The organism is Succinivibrio dextrinosolvens DSM 3072, assembly GCF_900167015.1.
Classification (GTDB): Bacteria; Pseudomonadota; Gammaproteobacteria; order Enterobacterales; family Succinivibrionaceae; genus Succinivibrio; species Succinivibrio dextrinosolvens.
In genome coordinates, this window is record NZ_FUXX01000017.1 from 1 (window position 1) to 16,792 (window position 16,792).

Genomic DNA, 16,792 nt, shown 5'->3' on the forward strand with positions numbered 1-16,792 from the left:
ATCTGACTTACGGTTACAGACTTAAGAATATATCCATCAGGAATTTCTCGGTGCTGCTTTATTCTTACTAAGCCTGCCTTTGGAAGTTTCAGCTTCCCTTCCTTAAGTTCTATATTATTGTTTACAAGATTGGTTGTATAAGCTCTTCTGGAATTCTTCTTTGATTTGAATTTTGGAAAACCAGTCTTAGGATTCTGGAAGAAGTTTTTATATGCTGTCTGTAGATTTATTTGAGCATTTGCCAATGCAAGACTGTCTACTTCTTTGAAATATGGAAATTTCTTCTTGTATTGCGCTGGTGTGTTATTGAGCATTTTTTGTGTTTTCTTGTAATGCTCAATCTTGTCCGCAAGCATTTTATTGTAGATGGAACGTGCACAGCCGAAAGTCTTTACAAAAAGCTCTTTCTGTTTGTCTGTTGGATAGATTCTGAAACAATAAGCTGTATGCTGCATACGATAATAGTTTTATCTCTGTCCCTGAGTCTGAATGTATTCCTTCACTATTTCAAGTGGAGCGCCTCCGGTTGTCAGAAGACAGAAACTTTGACTCCAGAACTGCTCTTTCCATAATTTTTCTCTGATTGAAGGATACTCTTTTTTTAGTAATCTGCTGCTGGCACTTTTATAAGCATTTATAAATTTACTGATTGCTGTTTTGGGGTGAGCACTGAACAGGATATGAACATGATCCTCATCATGTCCCCACTCCTGCAGACTGATATTGTAATTAGGTGCGATTCTGGAAAATATTTCTTTTGCTCTTTCTGATATTGTGTCGTCAAATACTTTTCTTCTGTATTTTACAACCAGTATCAAATGATAATTCAGTAGAAAGACTGAATGAGCATTACTATCAAATTCCATTGAATAATAACCTATTCACAATATATCGACTGATTATATTTTACTATAATTCAATATTATTTACAGCCACTATTGTGGAGCAATTCATCCCAACCGCCTATAGAGGCGGGGGAATTCTTGCTAGATAAAGTTAAACAGAAAGGAGTCGATGAAATGGTTTTTAAACCATAAGAAGACTCCTTTTTATTTTGTTAGTTTATTTTGTTAGAACGGCTATTCCTTTATGACTTCTTCAGCTTTCTCAAAATGCTGATAGTCCTTAACAGATATCCAGTCTCCTCCCCAAAGAAAACCATGAGCAGTGAAAAGCTTATAGGCTAAATCATTCTTATCGATTTTATGACTGAAAGATGCCTCACGATCGCAGTACTGTGAGTTGCAGTGCTAGGCTGAACATACAGTGTTCCATCTTTTCTTACTTTGCAGTAAGGATTGTAGAGAGTATTTATATCGACAGCCATGCCTTTAGCGTGATTTGACAGAACAGCTGTTCCTGCAACTGGTCTGTAGCAGAAGCTGGAAGTATTATTTGCCTGCATCTGCTTCTCATCATCGGCATCATAATAATCAGGAAGAACAGCTCTTTCAATTAGATAATTATTCAGATAAAGTTCATAGAAGATTTCGCTTAGATCTCTTGCAATAGCCTTATTGCAGATCATTTCTCCTACACGCACTTTGCCTTCAAAATCATGATGCAGAAACTTTACATATCTTAGATCCTCGCGCTTTATATAAGGATTATCCTTGTATGTTTTTCCCTGCATCTCACTCCAGATAGAATCTGGAATTGTAGAATAAGTAAACAGTTCGTTTAATCTGCTCTCATTAATACCTGTTGTGGAAACAATCGCTCCTGCTCTTAGCTTCTGCATAGAACTGGAATTGAACTCACCAGATGTACAAGCAGAAATCAGACATGACAATAACAGAAATGAAAGTGATTTGATTATTGAACTACGCATAACTTTTTTTCCTTTATCTCTAACAATTCACACACAAAATTAAGTCTGTAGACAATAATACACAGCTTCTTATTTTGATCTTTTGGAACTAATCACAATAAATAGAAAATGTACTTAGTATCTTACTTAGATAAGTCTAGACTTAAGTTTGGGAGTTTTAGTTTCCGGATTCAAAATGCTAACAAATAAGTTTTCACTTACAGTTTTTTCATGTTTACTTGGATTATCTCTATGCTGTTCCGTTTCTGCTGATGAAAGTCAGCTGCAGAAAATAAGGGATAACGAAGAGTTTAGAGTTGCAGTAAACAATGATTTACAGGCCCTGTCCATACAGGATGAAAATTCCGGTGAATATAAAGGGCTTGAACCTACTATTGCCAATCTGATAGCAAAAGAAATAGGTGAGGATGTAGAGGTATCCTTTATCGCAATTACACCAGCTAATCGAGAAAGTGTCCTAGAATCAGGCTACGCTGACTGTATGATCGGAACCTATACCATTTCAGAAGATAGAAAACTAAAATACGATATTTCTTCACCTTACTTTGTTACCAACGTTTCTCTTCTTGTAAACAGTCAGTCAGGAATCAATTCTGTTGAAGATTTGGTAGGAAAGAAAATTGGTATTGTCCGTAATTCAAACTCAGCAAAAGAACTTGTAAAGTACATGATTACAAAAGGCCTAATTGAAGAGAACCTGTTTGACGAAAGCTCCTTCAAACCACAAGACTGGAATGATCAGATAAGTTTTGAGCTATATGAATCTCACGAAGCAATTGTAGATGCTTTAGATAAAAACAAGATTCAGGCATTCTGTAATGACAAGATTATTCTGAATACATTTGCCGGAGAAAAAAGAAAGATTATCAAAGATGAGTTTGCACCTCAGGAATACGGCATCGTAACCAAGCAGGACTCTGATTTGTCCCCTTTCATCGACGGACTGATCAGAAAATGGCATGATGATGGAACTTTAGAGAGTCTGATATCAGAGAATATTGGAAATTAACTTATATCGTAAAATCCAGAGATTCGGGGACTAGGCCCCGAATTTTTTTTACATACAAACAAGGAGTTTAAAACTAGTAAAGCTTGGTACAAACAGACAGAGTCTCTGATTTAACCTCACCTACGTTTGCAAAATGACACTCATATGAATGTCCCTGCTCATCCCTAACCTTGAATAAACCATTTCTGGTCTGGGTTGGAACATTGTTTACAGCAGGATCAGAAGATAAGGTTGGAACAGCAGTATTCTCTGTGCCACCTACATAGGTTGGATCTGATGAAGATACAGCTGGCTGAGCAGTCTTAACCTTTGCCTTATTTGCTTGATTATGCATTTCTGCATCACGGGTATGTTCTCTTTCTAAAGAGTATCTTGGGTCACCAACAGTAATGAAGGACTTGCTTTCAGCGTTCTCCCCGCTTTCCCCTTTCTTAGCCTCTTCTTCTTTTATTTTCTTTGATAATTCGACAGATTTACCTACGTATTCCCATTTACCTTCGCTAGTTCTTACCTGACAAAGAGCTTCATCAGATGAGCCTCTTACACCGGTATTAACCTGGCATTTGTAACGTTTGCCATCTTTGGATTTAAGTTCGTAGGTTACGTAATTCAGACTTGGGTGTAATGTTTCCTGATTTAAGGTAAGAGTATCAGCATTAACACCTATGTTATTAGCAGCAATCTGAACATATTCGTCATTTGTTGTTACCATTGAACCAACAACAGCACAACCGGAAATATTAGACGCAACAAATGCTCCTATTGCTAGGAAAATCTTCTTCTTCATTTTTTTATATCCCTTTGATTATTTATTATGTATTTTGCAAGATTTTATCTTATTGTTTCACTTTCTTGGGAAAATAGTCAAAATCTTGTATCACAGATCACAAGTTTGCTCAAAAAAGAGTTAATTCTGTGTAAAAGAATAGTCAAGATTAGACACAACAAAAAAGCGCCATAAACTTACAACTATGACGCCTTTTAGAATTATTCAGTTAAAAGAGGTTGATTAAACACCAGCCTTCTTTAGAGCTGCACTTACGATCTGCTCAGCTTCACTACCGATTCTCTTTAAGTGATCCTCGCCCTTGAAGCTTTCCATGTAGATCTTATAAACGTTCTCTGTGCCTGATGGTCTTGCAGCGAACCAGCCGTTCTCGGTTACAACCTTTAGACCGCCGATAGCAGCACCGTTGCCAGGAGCACAGGTTAGCTTATCAATAATCTTCTCACCTGCAAGCTCTGATGCTTCAACATCTGAAGGAGACAGTTTCTTTAATGCATCCTTCTGAGCTGTATTAGCAGGAGCGTCAACACGGTCATAGTATGGTCTGCCGTACTTGGCAACCAGCTCCTCATAGTGCTGAGCAGGATCCTTCTCGGTTACAGCCAGCATTTCAGCTGATAGTAATGAAGCAATAATACCGTCCTTATCAGTTGTCCATACGCTGCCATCCTTACGTAGGAATGAAGCGCCTGCAGACTCCTCACAGCCAAATGCAAGTGACTTGTCAAACAGACCAGGAACGAACCACTTGAAGCCAACTGGAACTTCGTATGCCTTTCTGCCAAGACCTGCAGCAACTCTGTTCATCAGATTTGAAGATACAACAGTCTTGCCAATCATGGCATCCTTAGGCCACATATTTCTGTGGGTGTAGATGTAGTTGATTGCAGCTGACAGATAGTGATTTGGATTCATCAGACCTGAATGGCAAACGATACCGTGACGGTCGTAGTCAGGATCGTTACCCCAAGAGATATCAAAATCATCCTTCATTTTGATCAGACCAGCCATTGCATATGGGCTTGAGCAGTCCATACGGATCTTGCCGTCTCTATCGATGCTCATGAATGAGAAGGTTGGATCAACAGCATAATTTACAACCTTAAGGTTCAGATTGTATCTGTCTGCGATGCGATCCCAGTAGTAAAGACCTGAACCACCTAGTGGATCAACGCCCATCCTGATGCCTGAGTGAGAGATTGCATCCATATCGATGATCTCACCTAAAGCCTCAACGTACTGGGTCATCATGTCGTATTCTTTTACATTAGGCAGTTTGATAGCCTGAGTATAAGGAACTCTCTTAACCCCCTGAAGCTTGTTCTTTAAAATCTCATTTGCTCTGTTCTGAATTACAGAAGTGATTTCTGGGCCTGCAGGACCACCATCAGTTCCGTTGTACTTGAAACCGCCGTTTGAAGGAGGATTGTGTGAAGGGGTGATAACAATACCGTCAGCTAAACCTGAAGTACGACCCTTGTTGTAGTTTAAAATTGCGAAAGAAACTGATGGAGTTGGAGTATAACCGTGGTTAGTCTCAACTCTAACCTCAACACCGTTTGCACCTAACACCTCTACTGCGGTTGCAAGTGCAGCCTCGGATAAGGCATGGGTATCCATACCAATGAATAAAGGACCGGTAATGCCCTCTTTCTGACGATACTCAGCAATAGCCTGAGAAATAGCAATAATGTGAGACTCAGTGAATGAGCCATTTAGAGAAGTGCCTCTGTGACCTGAGGTTCCAAAGCTTACAAGCTGCTCAGGATCATCTAGATCAGGTGCATTCAAATAATATGCGGCCATTAAACGAGGAATATTGTCCAAATCCTCATAGGTTGCTCTTTTTCCTGCTTTCTGATGCAATGCCATGATACTTTCCTTTGTTTATCTATATAGTTATGATTTAAGTTTTATTCTGATTATTATATAGACAGGGCAAAATCAAAAGCCACAAAAAAATGAAAATAAACGCAAATTTGCAAAGTTTGTTGGATTATTTTTGCAGAAATGAACTGTTGTGGGGATACTAAAAAGCCCTCTAATTTTTTTTGAGGGCTTCTTGAAATAATTTTGATATCGAGATCAGATTATTTGTTTACTGACTTCTTTAATTCTGCACCAGCGCTGAATGAAGGAGTCTTAGTTGCAGGAATGTTAATAACTGCACCAGTCTGTGGATTACGACCTTCACGCTCCTTACGCTCGGTAACCTTGAAAGTACCGAAACCAACTAACTGAACACGGTCGCCTGAAGCTAAAGCTTCGCTAACAGTGCTTAGTAATGCATCTAAAGCATTACGTGAACTAACTAAAGTTAAACCAGAACGCTTTGCAATCTGCTCAATAAGCTCAGACTTGTTCATATTTATTATTTTCCTTAAATTATTTGCTCCGTCTTTCGGAGTAATTATTGTAGACAAACTATTTTTTGATAAAAAATTATCGTCAAATATCTTTAATACGCGGAATTCTAAGCCTTCCTGTCTTAAAGCGGGACTTAGTATACGCTATTTTCAATAGAATTAAGATAGATTTTTTTTTGAAAACTACTTGAAAAGGCTTATATTTCCGTATCATAGCATTTTTAATAAATATAACTATTTGATTTATAAGGATTTTGATTTTTTAAATTTTTTCAAAAAAAAATATAAAAAAAAATGTAGACAAAATGCACTCTTATGCCTTATATAGCGGTATTTTTCGATGCACAAAATAGTGGCAGATTTGGTTTACAAGATCTGAGGTCAAAAATAAGAATGTGCAAAAAAACATAATGTTTCCGCTCACTTTAAAAACAAAGGTGAGAGAAAAAAAAAACAAACAGTCCCCCAACACATCTCAGAAAAAAAATCAGTTAAAAATCATAGCATTGAAAGGTTTTGCACAAAGATATGGCAATGACATTATTTTAAGCGATTTTCGTCACATAAATTGTTACAATATACGCGCTTTTTAGGGTAACCACCCTCCATTAAAGTCACTCACATAATCTATAGGAGCATATCTTAATTATGGAACCCCTCTTACGTCCAATCAAAAGAGCCTTAATAAGTGTTTCAGATAAGGAAGGCATTGTTGAGTTTGCACAGGAACTTGAAAAACGCAATGTTGAAATTCTGTCCACAGGCGGTACCGCAAAGTTGCTGACAGAAAAAGGAATTAAGGTTATAGAGGTATCTGATTACACCAAATTCCCGGAAATGATGGATGGCAGAGTCAAGACACTTCATCCAAAGATTCACGGAGGAATCCTGGGTCGAAGGGGAATTGATGAAGACGTAATGAACGAACATGATATCAAGCCTATCGATCTAGTTGTTGTAAATCTCTATCCTTTCGTAAAAACTGTTTCTGATCCTAACTGTCCTCTTGAAAAAGCAATTGAAAATATCGACATCGGCGGCCCAACCATGGTTCGTGCTGCAGCTAAAAACAACAGAGATGTTGCAATTGTAGTAAGAGCTTCTGATTACGCTCGTGTTCTATCAGAGATGGACCTGAACAACGGTTCTTTAACATGGGCAACCCGTTTTGATCTTGCAATCGCAGCTTACGAGCACACTGCAGCATATGACAGTGCAATTGCAAACTACTTCGGCACCAAGGTTCCAGATTACGGTATTACCGACGGAACCCAGTCAACTCTTCCAAGAACCTTAAATCTTAACTACACCAAGCTGCAGAGCATGCGTTATGGTGAAAACCCACATCAGAAAGCAGCATTCTATGCCGATATTAATGCTCATGATGCAGGTATTTCAACCGCTAAGCAGATTCAGGGTAAAGAGCTTTCATACAACAACATTGCTGATACAGATGCTGCAATCGAGTGTGTTCGTCAGTTTGACGAGCCTTGCTGCGTAATTGTTAAGCATGCAAACCCATGTGGCGTAGCTTTAGGCAAGAATTTAACAGAAGCATATGAAGATGCTTTCAACTGCGACAGCGAGTCAGCTTTCGGTGGTATTATTGCCTTCAATAAAGAGCTTGACGGAGCAACTGCAAAAGCAATCGTTGACAGACAGTTCTGTGAGGTTATCGTAGCACCATCAGTTACCGAGGAAGCAAAGGCAGAAGTTGCACGTAAGAAAAACATCCGTCTTCTTGAGACCGGCGAACTTGGTCAGGCTAAGCCTCGTTATGACTTCAAGAGAGTAAACGGCGGACTGCTGGTTCAGGAAGCAGATCTTGAGGTTGTAAACAAAGAGAATCTTAAGGTTGTAACCAAGAGAGCACCAACCGATGAGGAAATGGATGAGCTGTTATTCGCCTGGAAGGTATGTAAGTTCACCAAATCAAATGCTATCGTTTACACCAACCACAAAAAGACTCTGGGTATTGGCTGCGGTCAGACCAGCCGTGTGTTCTCAGCAAGAATCGCATGTCTGCGTGCAGAGGACGCCAAGCTATCATTAGAGGGTGCTGCACTGGCATCAGATGCATTCTTCCCATTCCGCGATGGTGTAGATGCAGCAGCAGCTTCAGGCATTAAGTGCATTATTCAGCCAGGCGGTTCAATCCGTGATCAGGAAGTAATCGATGCTGCTGACGAGCATGGAATTGCAATGGTGTTCACTGGAATGCGTCACTTCAGACACTAATACGGAGCGCACATGAAAGTTTTAATTATCGGAAACGGCGGCAGAGAACATGCTCTTGCATGGAGAGCTGCAAAGTCTCCTTTAGCCGAGAAGGTGTATGTAGCACCTGGTAATCCTGGTACCGCATCAGAGGACAAAATGGAGAACGTTAACATTGCTGTTAACGACATTAAAGGTCTTGTTGAATTTGCTAAAAAAGAAAACATAGGCCTTACCATTGTTGGACCAGAGGCTCCTTTAGTAGAAGGTGTAGTTGATGAGTTTGAGAAGAATGGACTGAAGATCTTCGGCCCATCAAAGGCAGGAGCTCAGCTTGAAGGCTCAAAGTCATTCACAAAGCATTTCCTAAAGCGTCACAATATTCCAACTGCAGCCTATGAAGTATTCACCAAGGCTGATGAGGCTGAGGCATACATCAGAAAGATGGGCGCACCAATTGTTATCAAGGCTGACGGTCTTGCTGCAGGTAAAGGTGTAGTTGTTGCCATGACTGAAGCTGAGGCTATTGAGGCTGTTCACTCTATGCTGGATGAACACCAGTTCGGCGATGCATCAGCAAGTGTTGTGATTGAAGAATTCATGGAAGGTGAAGAGGCTTCATTCATTGTTATGTCTGATACCATCAACGCTCTTCCAATGGCAACCTCACAGGACCACAAGCGTGTAGGTGATGGTGATACCGGTCCAAACACCGGAGGTATGGGTGCATATTCTCCTGCTCCTGTTGTTACCGATGAAGTTTACAAGCGTGTAATGGAAAGAATTATCTACCCTACTCTTAAGGGTATGGCAGAGGATGGAATTCCTTACCGTGGCTTCCTGTATGCAGGACTAATGATTGACAAGGAAGGTAACCCTCGCGTAGTTGAGTTCAACTGCCGTTTCGGTGATCCAGAAACACAGCCAATCATGATGAGAATGCAGTCAGATTTAGTTGATCTGTGTTTACATGCATGTGAAAACGACGGCTTAAAGGGAATGGATATCAAATACGATCCAAGACCAGCTATCGGTGTTGTTCTTGCAGCAGAAAATTATCCAGCCTCACCTCGTAAAGGTGATAAAATATCTGGACTTGATCACAAAACTGCAGACGATATCAAGGTTTTCCAGGCAGGAACCAAACAGGTTGGCTCTGATATCGTAACATCAGGCGGTCGTGTTCTGTGTGTGACAGCTTTAGGCGATGACGTAGCCCAGGCACGAGCAAAAGCCTATGAGCACCTTAAAAACATTCACTTCGATGGCATGTTCTTCAGAAATGATATTGCATGGAGAGCACTGAATCGATAGACATATAAAGAGGTATATACGTGACAGAAGAAATCATAAAACAAGCTATTCTTTTTTGTGTAACTTTTGTCGCAAACCTCTTTGCCAGTGTCTCCGGAGGAGGCGCTGGATTCATTCAGTTCCCGATGCTGATTCTATTAGGTTTGCCTTTTGCGACCGCATTGGGAACTCATAAGGTTGCCGTAGTTTTTTTAGGCATCGGAGCCATTTCAAAGAAAAAGTTTGATCCTACCTTTAAATTCGACAAGACTGTTTCCATTATCATGCTGCTGGCAGGATGTACCAGTGTTGTTGCAGGTTCAGTTATCATTGTCTCCGTTCCTTCCGATATTGCACAGATTGTACTGGGCTTTATTGTGATAGCCTCAGGTATCTATACACTTGTAAAGAAATCCTTCGGTGCAACAAACCTGGAGAACAGATCAAAGCTTAGAACCATAATTGGAACCATCTGCATTATTCTTGTGGGATTATTCTCAGGCTCTCTATCCTCAGGAGCAGGATTATTTGCAACTCTAACTCTTGCAGGAGTCTTTGGACTTGAACTAAAACGAGCAATCATGCACACCATGATTTTCGTGGCAACAATCTGGAATGCTGTAGGAGCAGTAACTGTCGGAGCTTTGACCGAAATTCACTGGCAGTGGGTACCTGCAATGATAATCGCTGCTTTTACTGGAGCATACATAGGTACAACTCTACTGACAAACCTACCTACAAAGAAGGTTAAATTCATCTTCTCTATTGTTTCAATTCTGTCAGGAGTAATTCTGATCGTAGAAGGCTACTTAAAGTAGGCTTTGATATTTACAGGAAGGTCTGACTCTGAAAACTAGATGACAGAGTCAGATAATTGTAACGAGAAATAGATTCTAGTCTTTCTCAACAGCAATACCGATATTGCTTAAACCATTGTTGAAAGCAAGAACCTTAAGCTTCTTTACCAGCTCCTCGCCTCTTGAGGATTTTTCAAGCAGCTCGTATAGAGAAACCTGGAAATTAACCTCATCATCAACACTCTGCATTTCGCGTAGCTCTTCATCAGAGTATTCTCTGTCAGATTCCTGTTCAATTTTACGAACAACGCCGCTTAGAGAAGCACGGCTAGCCATTTCAGCCTCTTCTCCCTCATGCAGAATAATGGCAATGATTGCAGCAGATAGAGATAAGGTTGCATCCAATGAGAAAAGATCACCTACAGAGAGGTCATTCTTTTCATCATCTAGCATGTATGGTTCAAATTCATCTAAAACCTTTTCCAGATCTATTGTATTGAACTTGTCGGTGTGAAACTCCCATAGAGTATCTAAAGTTTTATTGAAGGCATGAATACCGCCACTGATATTCTCAACCTCTGCCCACAGAGCATAATTAGGATACTGTCTTTGTGCCAGTACTAATGCAAATAAGCTCTGACGCCATGGAGACATCTTTCCGAGCATATCATAAAACTTCTCACCGAAAATCATAGAAACCTCATAAAAAAACTGTTGGCTAATATTAACACTCGAAGGGAGAAAATAGAAACAAATCTGAAAAAGGCAGCATAGTTTTTTTTACGAAACACAACAAAAGGTGTCCGAAAATTTCAAAAATTTCATTTCCCGTCTTGGAAAAATTTAACTTTACATATGCGTTTTTATATAAGCGCATCAAAAAACAAACCGCTTATATAAGCCTGTTTATTCCAAAAATAATTTCAGAATCCTCACTGTATTTTTTACAAAAGATTATAAAAAATTAGATAAAAGTTTGCGCTTCGTCATAATTTAAGGTATAAACACTAAAAAGTATTTGTAAATTATGGCATTAAGCCACTTATACTGAAGATGTATGATATAATAATAACCAAATACAATAATTTAGCAGAATATAACTAAAGAAGTCTTAACTACCGCAAAAATTACCAGCAGGCATATCAGTGCATGTAGGTCGATGAAGGTATTGTGTTGTGGATAGTAAAACTATAAATAGAAAAGACTTCTGGCAAGATACAAGAATGATTTCAGAAGACTACGTTTCAAAAGAGGCGATTGCAAATTCCTCATGGAAGGGACCTCTATCAAAAGGTCACTACAAGGCAATTTTCTCTACTATTGCCCTGGCCTTATCGCTGGCAATCGCTACCAATCAGAATCTATACAGCTTTTCAGGCTTCTCATCTGAGGAATCCGTGCCTGAAAATAATGAGGTAATCGCTAGCACCGTTGCTGAACCAAACGAGGAAATTCCTCTGGCTCAGGCTTTTGGTATTACATCAAACAAGTCAAAAGAGCAGTTCGAAAACTACGATGATACTTTAAATGAGGCTGATCTTGCAGACTCGGATGATCTGCTGGATAAGGAAGTCTCAGCACTGGCATCAAAAACCGATAAGGCAGATGCTGAAACCTTTGGAGCCAAATGGGTCACTGAGAATGTACAGAAAGGAGACAGTATTTCATCACTGTTTGAAGACCTGAACATTCCTGCTTCAACCCTTGCAAATATCATCGAAACAAATAAGCCTGTATCAAAGAAAATCAATTCTCTGAAGATTGGAGAAAAGCTCTCCTTCCTGGTTGACAGCAAAGGTGAACTGATTGTTTTCATCAAACCAATCTCTGATAAGGAACAGCTGCGTTTCTACAAGGTCGATAACACCGGTAAATTCGCCTGCACCACAGAAAAGCTAAACTCCTATGTAATGGATGACGATGCGGTTAACGCTGCAAAGGCTTTAGCAGAGGCCCCTTCAGCAAAAACAGATACAAAGGTTGTTGCATCTGCAGAGAAGCAGGCAGTACCTTCAGTTGCAGCAGAACAGAAAGAAAAGAAAGAAGTTCCTGCAGGCAACAAGAGAGGTCGTCTGGTTGTTGTTACAATCAACAAGGGTGAGACCTTCTCAACAGCAGCTAATCACGCAGGTATAACCTATACAGAAATCAACAGAATACTTCAGATGTTTAAGGGTAAGATCCAGTTCTCAAGAAATATTCAGGCTGGTGATACTATGAGAGTTCTGTTTACCGATGCCAATGGTAAGGGAAAGATTTGCGCTGTTGAATTCCAGCTGGCAAAAGGCGGCAAGATTGCCAGCTATCTGAATGCAGCTGATGGCAAGTATTATGATGAAAAGGGACTGAATGCAACTCATTCATCATTCTCAAGATTCCCATTCAGATCTCGTGTGAGGGTAACTTCACAGTTCAATCCTTCAAGAAAGCATCCTGTAACAGGTATACGTCGTCCTCATAACGGTGTTGATTTCGGTTTACCTGTAGGTACCATGGTAACAGCTCCTGCTGATGGTATTGTTGATAAGGCAACCTTCTCAAGATCTGCAGGTTACTGGTTGACAATCCGTCATTCAGGTGGTCTATCAACCGTTTATATGCACTTATCCAAGATTAACGTAAGACCTGGACAGAGAATTAAACAGGGAACTGTAATTGCCCGTTCAGGAAACACCGGTTTATCAACAGGACCACATCTACACTATGAAATCCGTGTAAATGGTCGTGCAGTAAACCCTCTGCGTATTAATCTTGATAACAGAAACTACAACATTAACAGTAAAGCTCGTAAAGCTTTCGCTGCATCTGTTCAAAGATACAAGAAAGAATTACATCAGAGTAATCTGATCGCTAAGCGTTAATAGAAATTCCTTCTAAATTGTGCACTTAGGATTTTTTCCTGGTGCACAAATATTGCTCCCCTCAACTTTTATATCAAAATCGATTTTTCTAATTTTCTGAATTTTCATATTTATTTTTTTTCAATATTTACATAAATCAGAATTTTCGAAAAACTTTAACAGTTTTTGATGAATATTTGATCTTATCTCCAATCGCAAATAATAGATTTTTTTCTGAGTATTAATCAAAAAAACCTCCTCTATAATAATTAATGAGAATTAATATTATTTAATAAAAAACTAGTCGATGAGGTATGTGATATGTTAACCGCAGAAGATATGCTGCGCATTGGAGAAGGTGTCGCAGAGTCAAACGATACTACAGCAAAAGAAGTACATTTAAATCAAAAGGTTGTACCAAGACAGGTATTTGATGAAGATGAAAGCTTTGATGTGCCTGAAGCTTATATTTCCCCAGATTTAAAGTCTATGATTGATGTAGCTCAAACTGAGATTAATAAGATCAAAGCAATTGGTATGACCCAGTATCTGAAGACAAAATCAGATGCGAAAACAAAGTCGGTTATCAAGATTTAGAGTGTGTGTGAGAAAACAGGGAATCCGCGTTACCAAAAATAACGCGGATTTTTTTTAAACAGCGGATGCTTCAGTAAACTTCCAGGTCGCATTGTCCTCAGATATAAGCGCATATCTGTGAACCCCCAGAAGAGTTGAGCGATGACCAACACTAATCATAATAGTATCAGGCAGATTCTCCTTTAAAAGTTTATAGGACTTCTGCTCAATATTCTCGTCCATGGCTGAACTGGCCTCGTCCAGGAACAACATCTGAGGCTTAATCAGAAGAGCTCTTATAATAGCAATACGCTGCTGTTCACCTAAAGACAGGATTGATGACCAGTTATCCTTAACATCAAGATTTTCAATCAGATGAGACAGGTTCAGCTCATTTAGGTAATGCTCAATTGAACCGTCAGTTGAAATCTGACCAGGATAAGAAATAGCCTCACGCAGTGTTCCTAAAGGCAGATATGGACGCTGAGAGAGAAACAGAGTGCTGTCATTCTTCGGAATTACCACATCACCGTCAGCATAAGGCCAGATGCTTGCAAAAGTCTTTATCAGAGTTGACTTGCCACAGCCTGATGGGCCTCTGATAAGTAAAGAATCACCCTTTGCTAGTTTGAAGTCAATGTTCTTCCACAGATTGGTACCAGCTGGAGAGTTTACATTCAGCTTTGAAACCTCAAAGTCAGAGCTCTCCCCTTTCTTTGACTCAAGACAGATGATACCAAGGCTTGAATCCATACTGTCAAAGAATAAAGCAAGACGGTCTGTTACAGCCTTATAGCTTGCCCATGAAGAGAATGAACTGATAACAGTTGACAGAGAATCCTGTACTCGTCCAAATGCTGAATTAATCTGCATAATGCTGCCCATGGTAATTACCTTGGCAAAATACATAGGAGCAGAGATCAGAATTGGGAAAATAACAGCTGTCTGAGCATAGCCTAAAGTAAAGAAGCCTAGTTTCTTTTCTCTTTTAATCAGCTTGATATAGTTTTTTACAACATCTAAAAAGCTTACATTCAGAATCTTTTCCTCTGAGTCTGTACCCTTATATAGAGCAATTGATTCGGCATTCTCACGAACTCGGATTAAGGAGAAACGGAAATCCGCCTCATAACGCTGCTGACGGAAATTAAGCTTAACAAGAGGCTTTCCGATCCAGAAGGTCAGAAGAGTACCGATAAAGGCATAGGCACATGCAAGATACAGCATATAACCATCAGGAAGATGAAGCTCGTAGCCATTCCATAGAGTCATGGTTACCGCATGAGATAAGTCCCAGAGAACTACACCGAATGTTCCAAGCATTGCAAGGTCTGAGGCGGTACCTAATATTAGGGAAATACTGCTGCCCACAAAGCCGTTAAGATCTTCTGAAATACGCTGATCAGGGTTTTCAGTCTTGCGATCTTCAAGCTGCATCTTATAGTAGGTATCTGCATCGATATAATCGTGAATAACCTTATTGGTAAACCACTTACGCCAGTGGATGGCAAGCTTTGATCTCAGATATGAGTTGTAAACCGATACGACTACATGGATAGTTGCAAGAATAGCAAATACCATCAGCTGATATTTAAAACCTTCCAGATCATAATTCTGAATGGTGTCCCAGAACTCCTTGTACCAGGTATTTATAACCTTGGCAAGATAAATGGCACCGCCTGTCAGAGCAACAATGCACATTAAAAGGAACCAGGCAAAAAGACTGTCTCTTGAGCCCCAGTACAGTTTAATCATTCTCCAGCCGGCCTTGATTGAAACCTTCAGAGGCAGACTGTCTGCACCGTGGAACTTCTCTCTTAGTTTTTCAGAATTATCTTCGTTTTTAAAAATGGAAAGTTTAAACATAGTTTACTTTAAAAATTTCTTAATAACTTCTGCAACACCGTCTTCATCATTAGTCTTGGTTACAACATCAGCTGCAGCCTTAACCACATCAAAGCCGTTCGCCATGGCAACACCAAGGCCTGCGGTCTGAATCATGTGAAGATCATTCTCGGCATCACCAAAAGCAATAGATCTCTCAACAGCGTAGCCTAATCGGACACATAGACTCTTAAGACCAGTTCCCTTTGATGATTTGTTAGGGATAAACTCTAAGAAATTAGGATTTGAACGAACAATATTGAAAATACTGGTCAGGCGTTCAGGAAGATGCTTTCTGATTTTATCAAGAAGCTGCTCTTCACCAACAATCATGACCTTGAAGAATTCTTCATGATCATCGCACTTCATGAAATCGATTTCTTCAAAACCAACATCTGAAGTATCAATCTCAATCTGAGTATATGGGTTGTGATCCTCAATAACCAGACCGCGTGTTACAGAATAACCGTGGACTCTTGCCCCATCGAAAGAATGAGCAAAGGCAGCAACAGTCTTTACCAGTTTTCCGTTAGCTGTAGTACGAAATACGGTTGGATAACCTACGATATCGTTATGTTTTATATAATCGGACAGTCTGACTACACATGAACCATTAAAACAGACTGCATATGAATTCTCATTCAGACATCCTAACTCATTCATAACACGAACTGCGCTCTTTGGGTGTCTGCCTGTGGCAATAGCAATTGAGAAGCCCTGCTGCTGCGCTTTCTGAAGGATTTTCTTGTTGGTTTCGCTGATACTCTTATCTGAACGGAGTAACGTGTCATCAAGATCTAAGGTGATTACTTTATATTTATCTAATTCTACAGGAAGTGAATCCAGTGTATATTTTGCCAATTTAAACATCCTCTAAACAACAGCAGTTATTATATTTAAAAAACAGTTCTTTTTCACAAGTATTTGTATATTTAATTGCCACCAAAAAAGTTTACAAAACAGAAGTTTTCAATAGCATTAAATTCAATTTTTTCACAACAGAATTATCTGTTAATGATAACTGAACTTCATCTGATTATGAAAATTTATTTCAATTTATCTGTTAAAAAAATTACAAATGAACTTTTTTAACTCAAATATCCGATTAGAAAGCCTTTTTTTTTTATCTCAAAAACTTCGATTTAATCTACATTTTTGACTTTTGATGTTTCATTAGTTTTCATTCTTTGAA

At 39.4% G+C, this 16,792-nt stretch carries 16 protein-coding genes; 6 read left to right on the plus strand and 10 right to left on the minus strand.

Annotated features, from left to right (window positions below; all coding sequences use genetic code 11):
• The 4 genes from B5D46_RS05940 to B5D46_RS05950 form a co-directional block, all read right to left on the minus strand.
• The coding region (locus B5D46_RS05940) for a helix-turn-helix domain-containing protein (protein ID WP_143675612.1) at positions 1 to 455 on the minus strand (455 nt) is incomplete at its 3' end.
• 12 nt (positions 456 to 467) lie between these two features.
• Positions 468 to 866, minus strand: a complete 399-nt coding sequence (gene tnpA, locus B5D46_RS05945) for an IS200/IS605 family transposase (protein ID WP_078928676.1) — start codon at positions 864 to 866, stop codon at positions 468 to 470.
• Positions 867 to 1,079: 213 nt separating this feature from the next.
• Complete coding sequence (locus tag B5D46_RS12470; RefSeq protein WP_200805027.1) at positions 1,080 to 1,202, minus strand: M15 family metallopeptidase; 123 nt, start codon at positions 1,200 to 1,202, stop codon at positions 1,080 to 1,082.
• On the minus strand, positions 1,184 to 1,831 hold the full coding sequence (locus B5D46_RS05950) for a M15 family metallopeptidase (protein WP_200805026.1): 648 nt from the start codon (positions 1,829 to 1,831) through the stop codon (positions 1,184 to 1,186). The genes B5D46_RS12470 and B5D46_RS05950 overlap by 19 nt, the downstream gene beginning before the upstream one ends.
• Positions 1,832 to 2,006: 175 nt before the next feature.
• On the opposite strand from B5D46_RS05950, the gene B5D46_RS05955 reads away from it, so the two are divergent.
• Entirely contained in the window at positions 2,007 to 2,840 is an 834-nt protein-coding gene (locus B5D46_RS05955) for a transporter substrate-binding domain-containing protein (RefSeq protein WP_078928677.1), read from the plus strand.
• Between the two features lie 73 nt (positions 2,841 to 2,913).
• Here B5D46_RS05955 and B5D46_RS05960 read toward each other — a convergent pair whose 3' ends face one another.
• The 3 genes from B5D46_RS05960 to B5D46_RS05970 form a co-directional block, all read right to left on the minus strand.
• Entirely contained in the window at positions 2,914 to 3,627 is a 714-nt protein-coding gene (locus B5D46_RS05960) for a hypothetical protein (protein ID WP_078928678.1), read from the minus strand.
• 222 nt (positions 3,628 to 3,849) lie between these two features.
• Entirely contained in the window at positions 3,850 to 5,499 is a 1,650-nt protein-coding gene (gene pgm, locus B5D46_RS05965; protein ID WP_078928679.1) for a phosphoglucomutase (alpha-D-glucose-1,6-bisphosphate-dependent), read from the minus strand.
• Positions 5,500 to 5,717: 218 nt separating this feature from the next.
• The gene (locus tag B5D46_RS05970; protein WP_031490801.1) at positions 5,718 to 5,993 is read right to left on the minus strand and encodes an HU family DNA-binding protein; all 276 of its coding nucleotides are present in this window, start codon (positions 5,991 to 5,993) and stop codon (positions 5,718 to 5,720) included.
• A 648-nt stretch (positions 5,994 to 6,641) separates the two neighbouring features.
• On the opposite strand from B5D46_RS05970, the gene purH reads away from it, so the two are divergent.
• From purH to B5D46_RS05985, 3 genes are read left to right on the plus strand one after another with little or no spacing between them, the layout of a single operon-like run.
• Complete coding sequence (purH, locus tag B5D46_RS05975; protein WP_078928680.1) at positions 6,642 to 8,231, plus strand: bifunctional phosphoribosylaminoimidazolecarboxamide formyltransferase/IMP cyclohydrolase; 1,590 nt, start codon at positions 6,642 to 6,644, stop codon at positions 8,229 to 8,231.
• 12 nt (positions 8,232 to 8,243) lie between these two features.
• Complete coding sequence (purD, locus tag B5D46_RS05980; protein WP_078928681.1) at positions 8,244 to 9,524, plus strand: phosphoribosylamine--glycine ligase; 1,281 nt, start codon at positions 8,244 to 8,246, stop codon at positions 9,522 to 9,524.
• Between the two features lie 20 nt (positions 9,525 to 9,544).
• Positions 9,545 to 10,321 carry a sulfite exporter TauE/SafE family protein gene (locus tag B5D46_RS05985; RefSeq protein ID WP_159443033.1) on the plus strand — a complete coding sequence of 259 codons (777 nt, stop codon included), beginning with the start codon at positions 9,545 to 9,547 and terminating at the stop codon, positions 10,319 to 10,321.
• Positions 10,322 to 10,396: 75 nt separating this feature from the next.
• On the opposite strand, the gene B5D46_RS05990 is transcribed toward B5D46_RS05985, so the two are convergent.
• Positions 10,397 to 10,993: a DUF416 family protein gene (locus tag B5D46_RS05990; RefSeq protein ID WP_078928683.1), complete on the minus strand. Its 597-nt coding sequence runs from the start codon at positions 10,991 to 10,993 to the stop codon at positions 10,397 to 10,399.
• A 482-nt stretch (positions 10,994 to 11,475) separates the two neighbouring features.
• Between B5D46_RS05990 and B5D46_RS05995 the strand changes: the two genes are divergently transcribed.
• Together B5D46_RS05995 and B5D46_RS06000 are read left to right on the plus strand one after the other, a co-directional pair.
• Positions 11,476 to 13,161 (plus strand): peptidoglycan DD-metalloendopeptidase family protein, encoded by a 1,686-nt coding sequence (locus tag B5D46_RS05995; RefSeq protein WP_143675613.1) that lies wholly within the window; start codon positions 11,476 to 11,478, stop codon positions 13,159 to 13,161.
• 300 nt (positions 13,162 to 13,461) lie between these two features.
• Entirely contained in the window at positions 13,462 to 13,737 is a 276-nt protein-coding gene (locus tag B5D46_RS06000; protein ID WP_078928685.1) for a hypothetical protein, read from the plus strand.
• Positions 13,738 to 13,791: 54 nt separating this feature from the next.
• Here B5D46_RS06000 and B5D46_RS06005 read toward each other — a convergent pair whose 3' ends face one another.
• Positions 13,792 to 15,582 (minus strand): ABC transporter ATP-binding protein/permease, encoded by a 1,791-nt coding sequence (locus B5D46_RS06005; protein ID WP_078928686.1) that lies wholly within the window; start codon positions 15,580 to 15,582, stop codon positions 13,792 to 13,794.
• Positions 15,583 to 15,585: 3 nt separating this feature from the next.
• Entirely contained in the window at positions 15,586 to 16,461 is an 876-nt protein-coding gene (locus B5D46_RS06010; RefSeq protein WP_159443034.1) for a Cof-type HAD-IIB family hydrolase, read from the minus strand.
• Positions 16,462 to 16,792: the final 331 nt, after the last annotated feature.

Coding starts and splice junctions, on each gene's coding strand:
- tnpA (WP_078928676.1), bottom strand. CDS start 866: ATGGAATTTGATAGTAATGCTCATTCAGTCTTTCTACTGAATTATCAT.
- B5D46_RS05950 (WP_200805026.1), bottom strand. CDS start 1,831: ATGCGTAGTTCAATAATCAAATCACTTTCATTTCTGTTATTGTCATGT.
- B5D46_RS05955 (WP_078928677.1), top strand. CDS start 2,007: ATGCTAACAAATAAGTTTTCACTTACAGTTTTTTCATGTTTACTTGGA.
- B5D46_RS05960 (WP_078928678.1), bottom strand. CDS start 3,627: ATGAAGAAGAAGATTTTCCTAGCAATAGGAGCATTTGTTGCGTCTAAT.
- pgm (WP_078928679.1), bottom strand. CDS start 5,499: ATGGCATTGCATCAGAAAGCAGGAAAAAGAGCAACCTATGAGGATTTG.
- B5D46_RS05970 (WP_031490801.1), bottom strand. CDS start 5,993: ATGAACAAGTCTGAGCTTATTGAGCAGATTGCAAAGCGTTCTGGTTTA.
- purH (WP_078928680.1), top strand. CDS start 6,642: ATGGAACCCCTCTTACGTCCAATCAAAAGAGCCTTAATAAGTGTTTCA.
- purD (WP_078928681.1), top strand. CDS start 8,244: ATGAAAGTTTTAATTATCGGAAACGGCGGCAGAGAACATGCTCTTGCA.
- B5D46_RS05990 (WP_078928683.1), bottom strand. CDS start 10,993: ATGATTTTCGGTGAGAAGTTTTATGATATGCTCGGAAAGATGTCTCCA.
- B5D46_RS06000 (WP_078928685.1), top strand. CDS start 13,462: ATGTTAACCGCAGAAGATATGCTGCGCATTGGAGAAGGTGTCGCAGAG.
- B5D46_RS06005 (WP_078928686.1), bottom strand. CDS start 15,582: ATGTTTAAACTTTCCATTTTTAAAAACGAAGATAATTCTGAAAAACTA.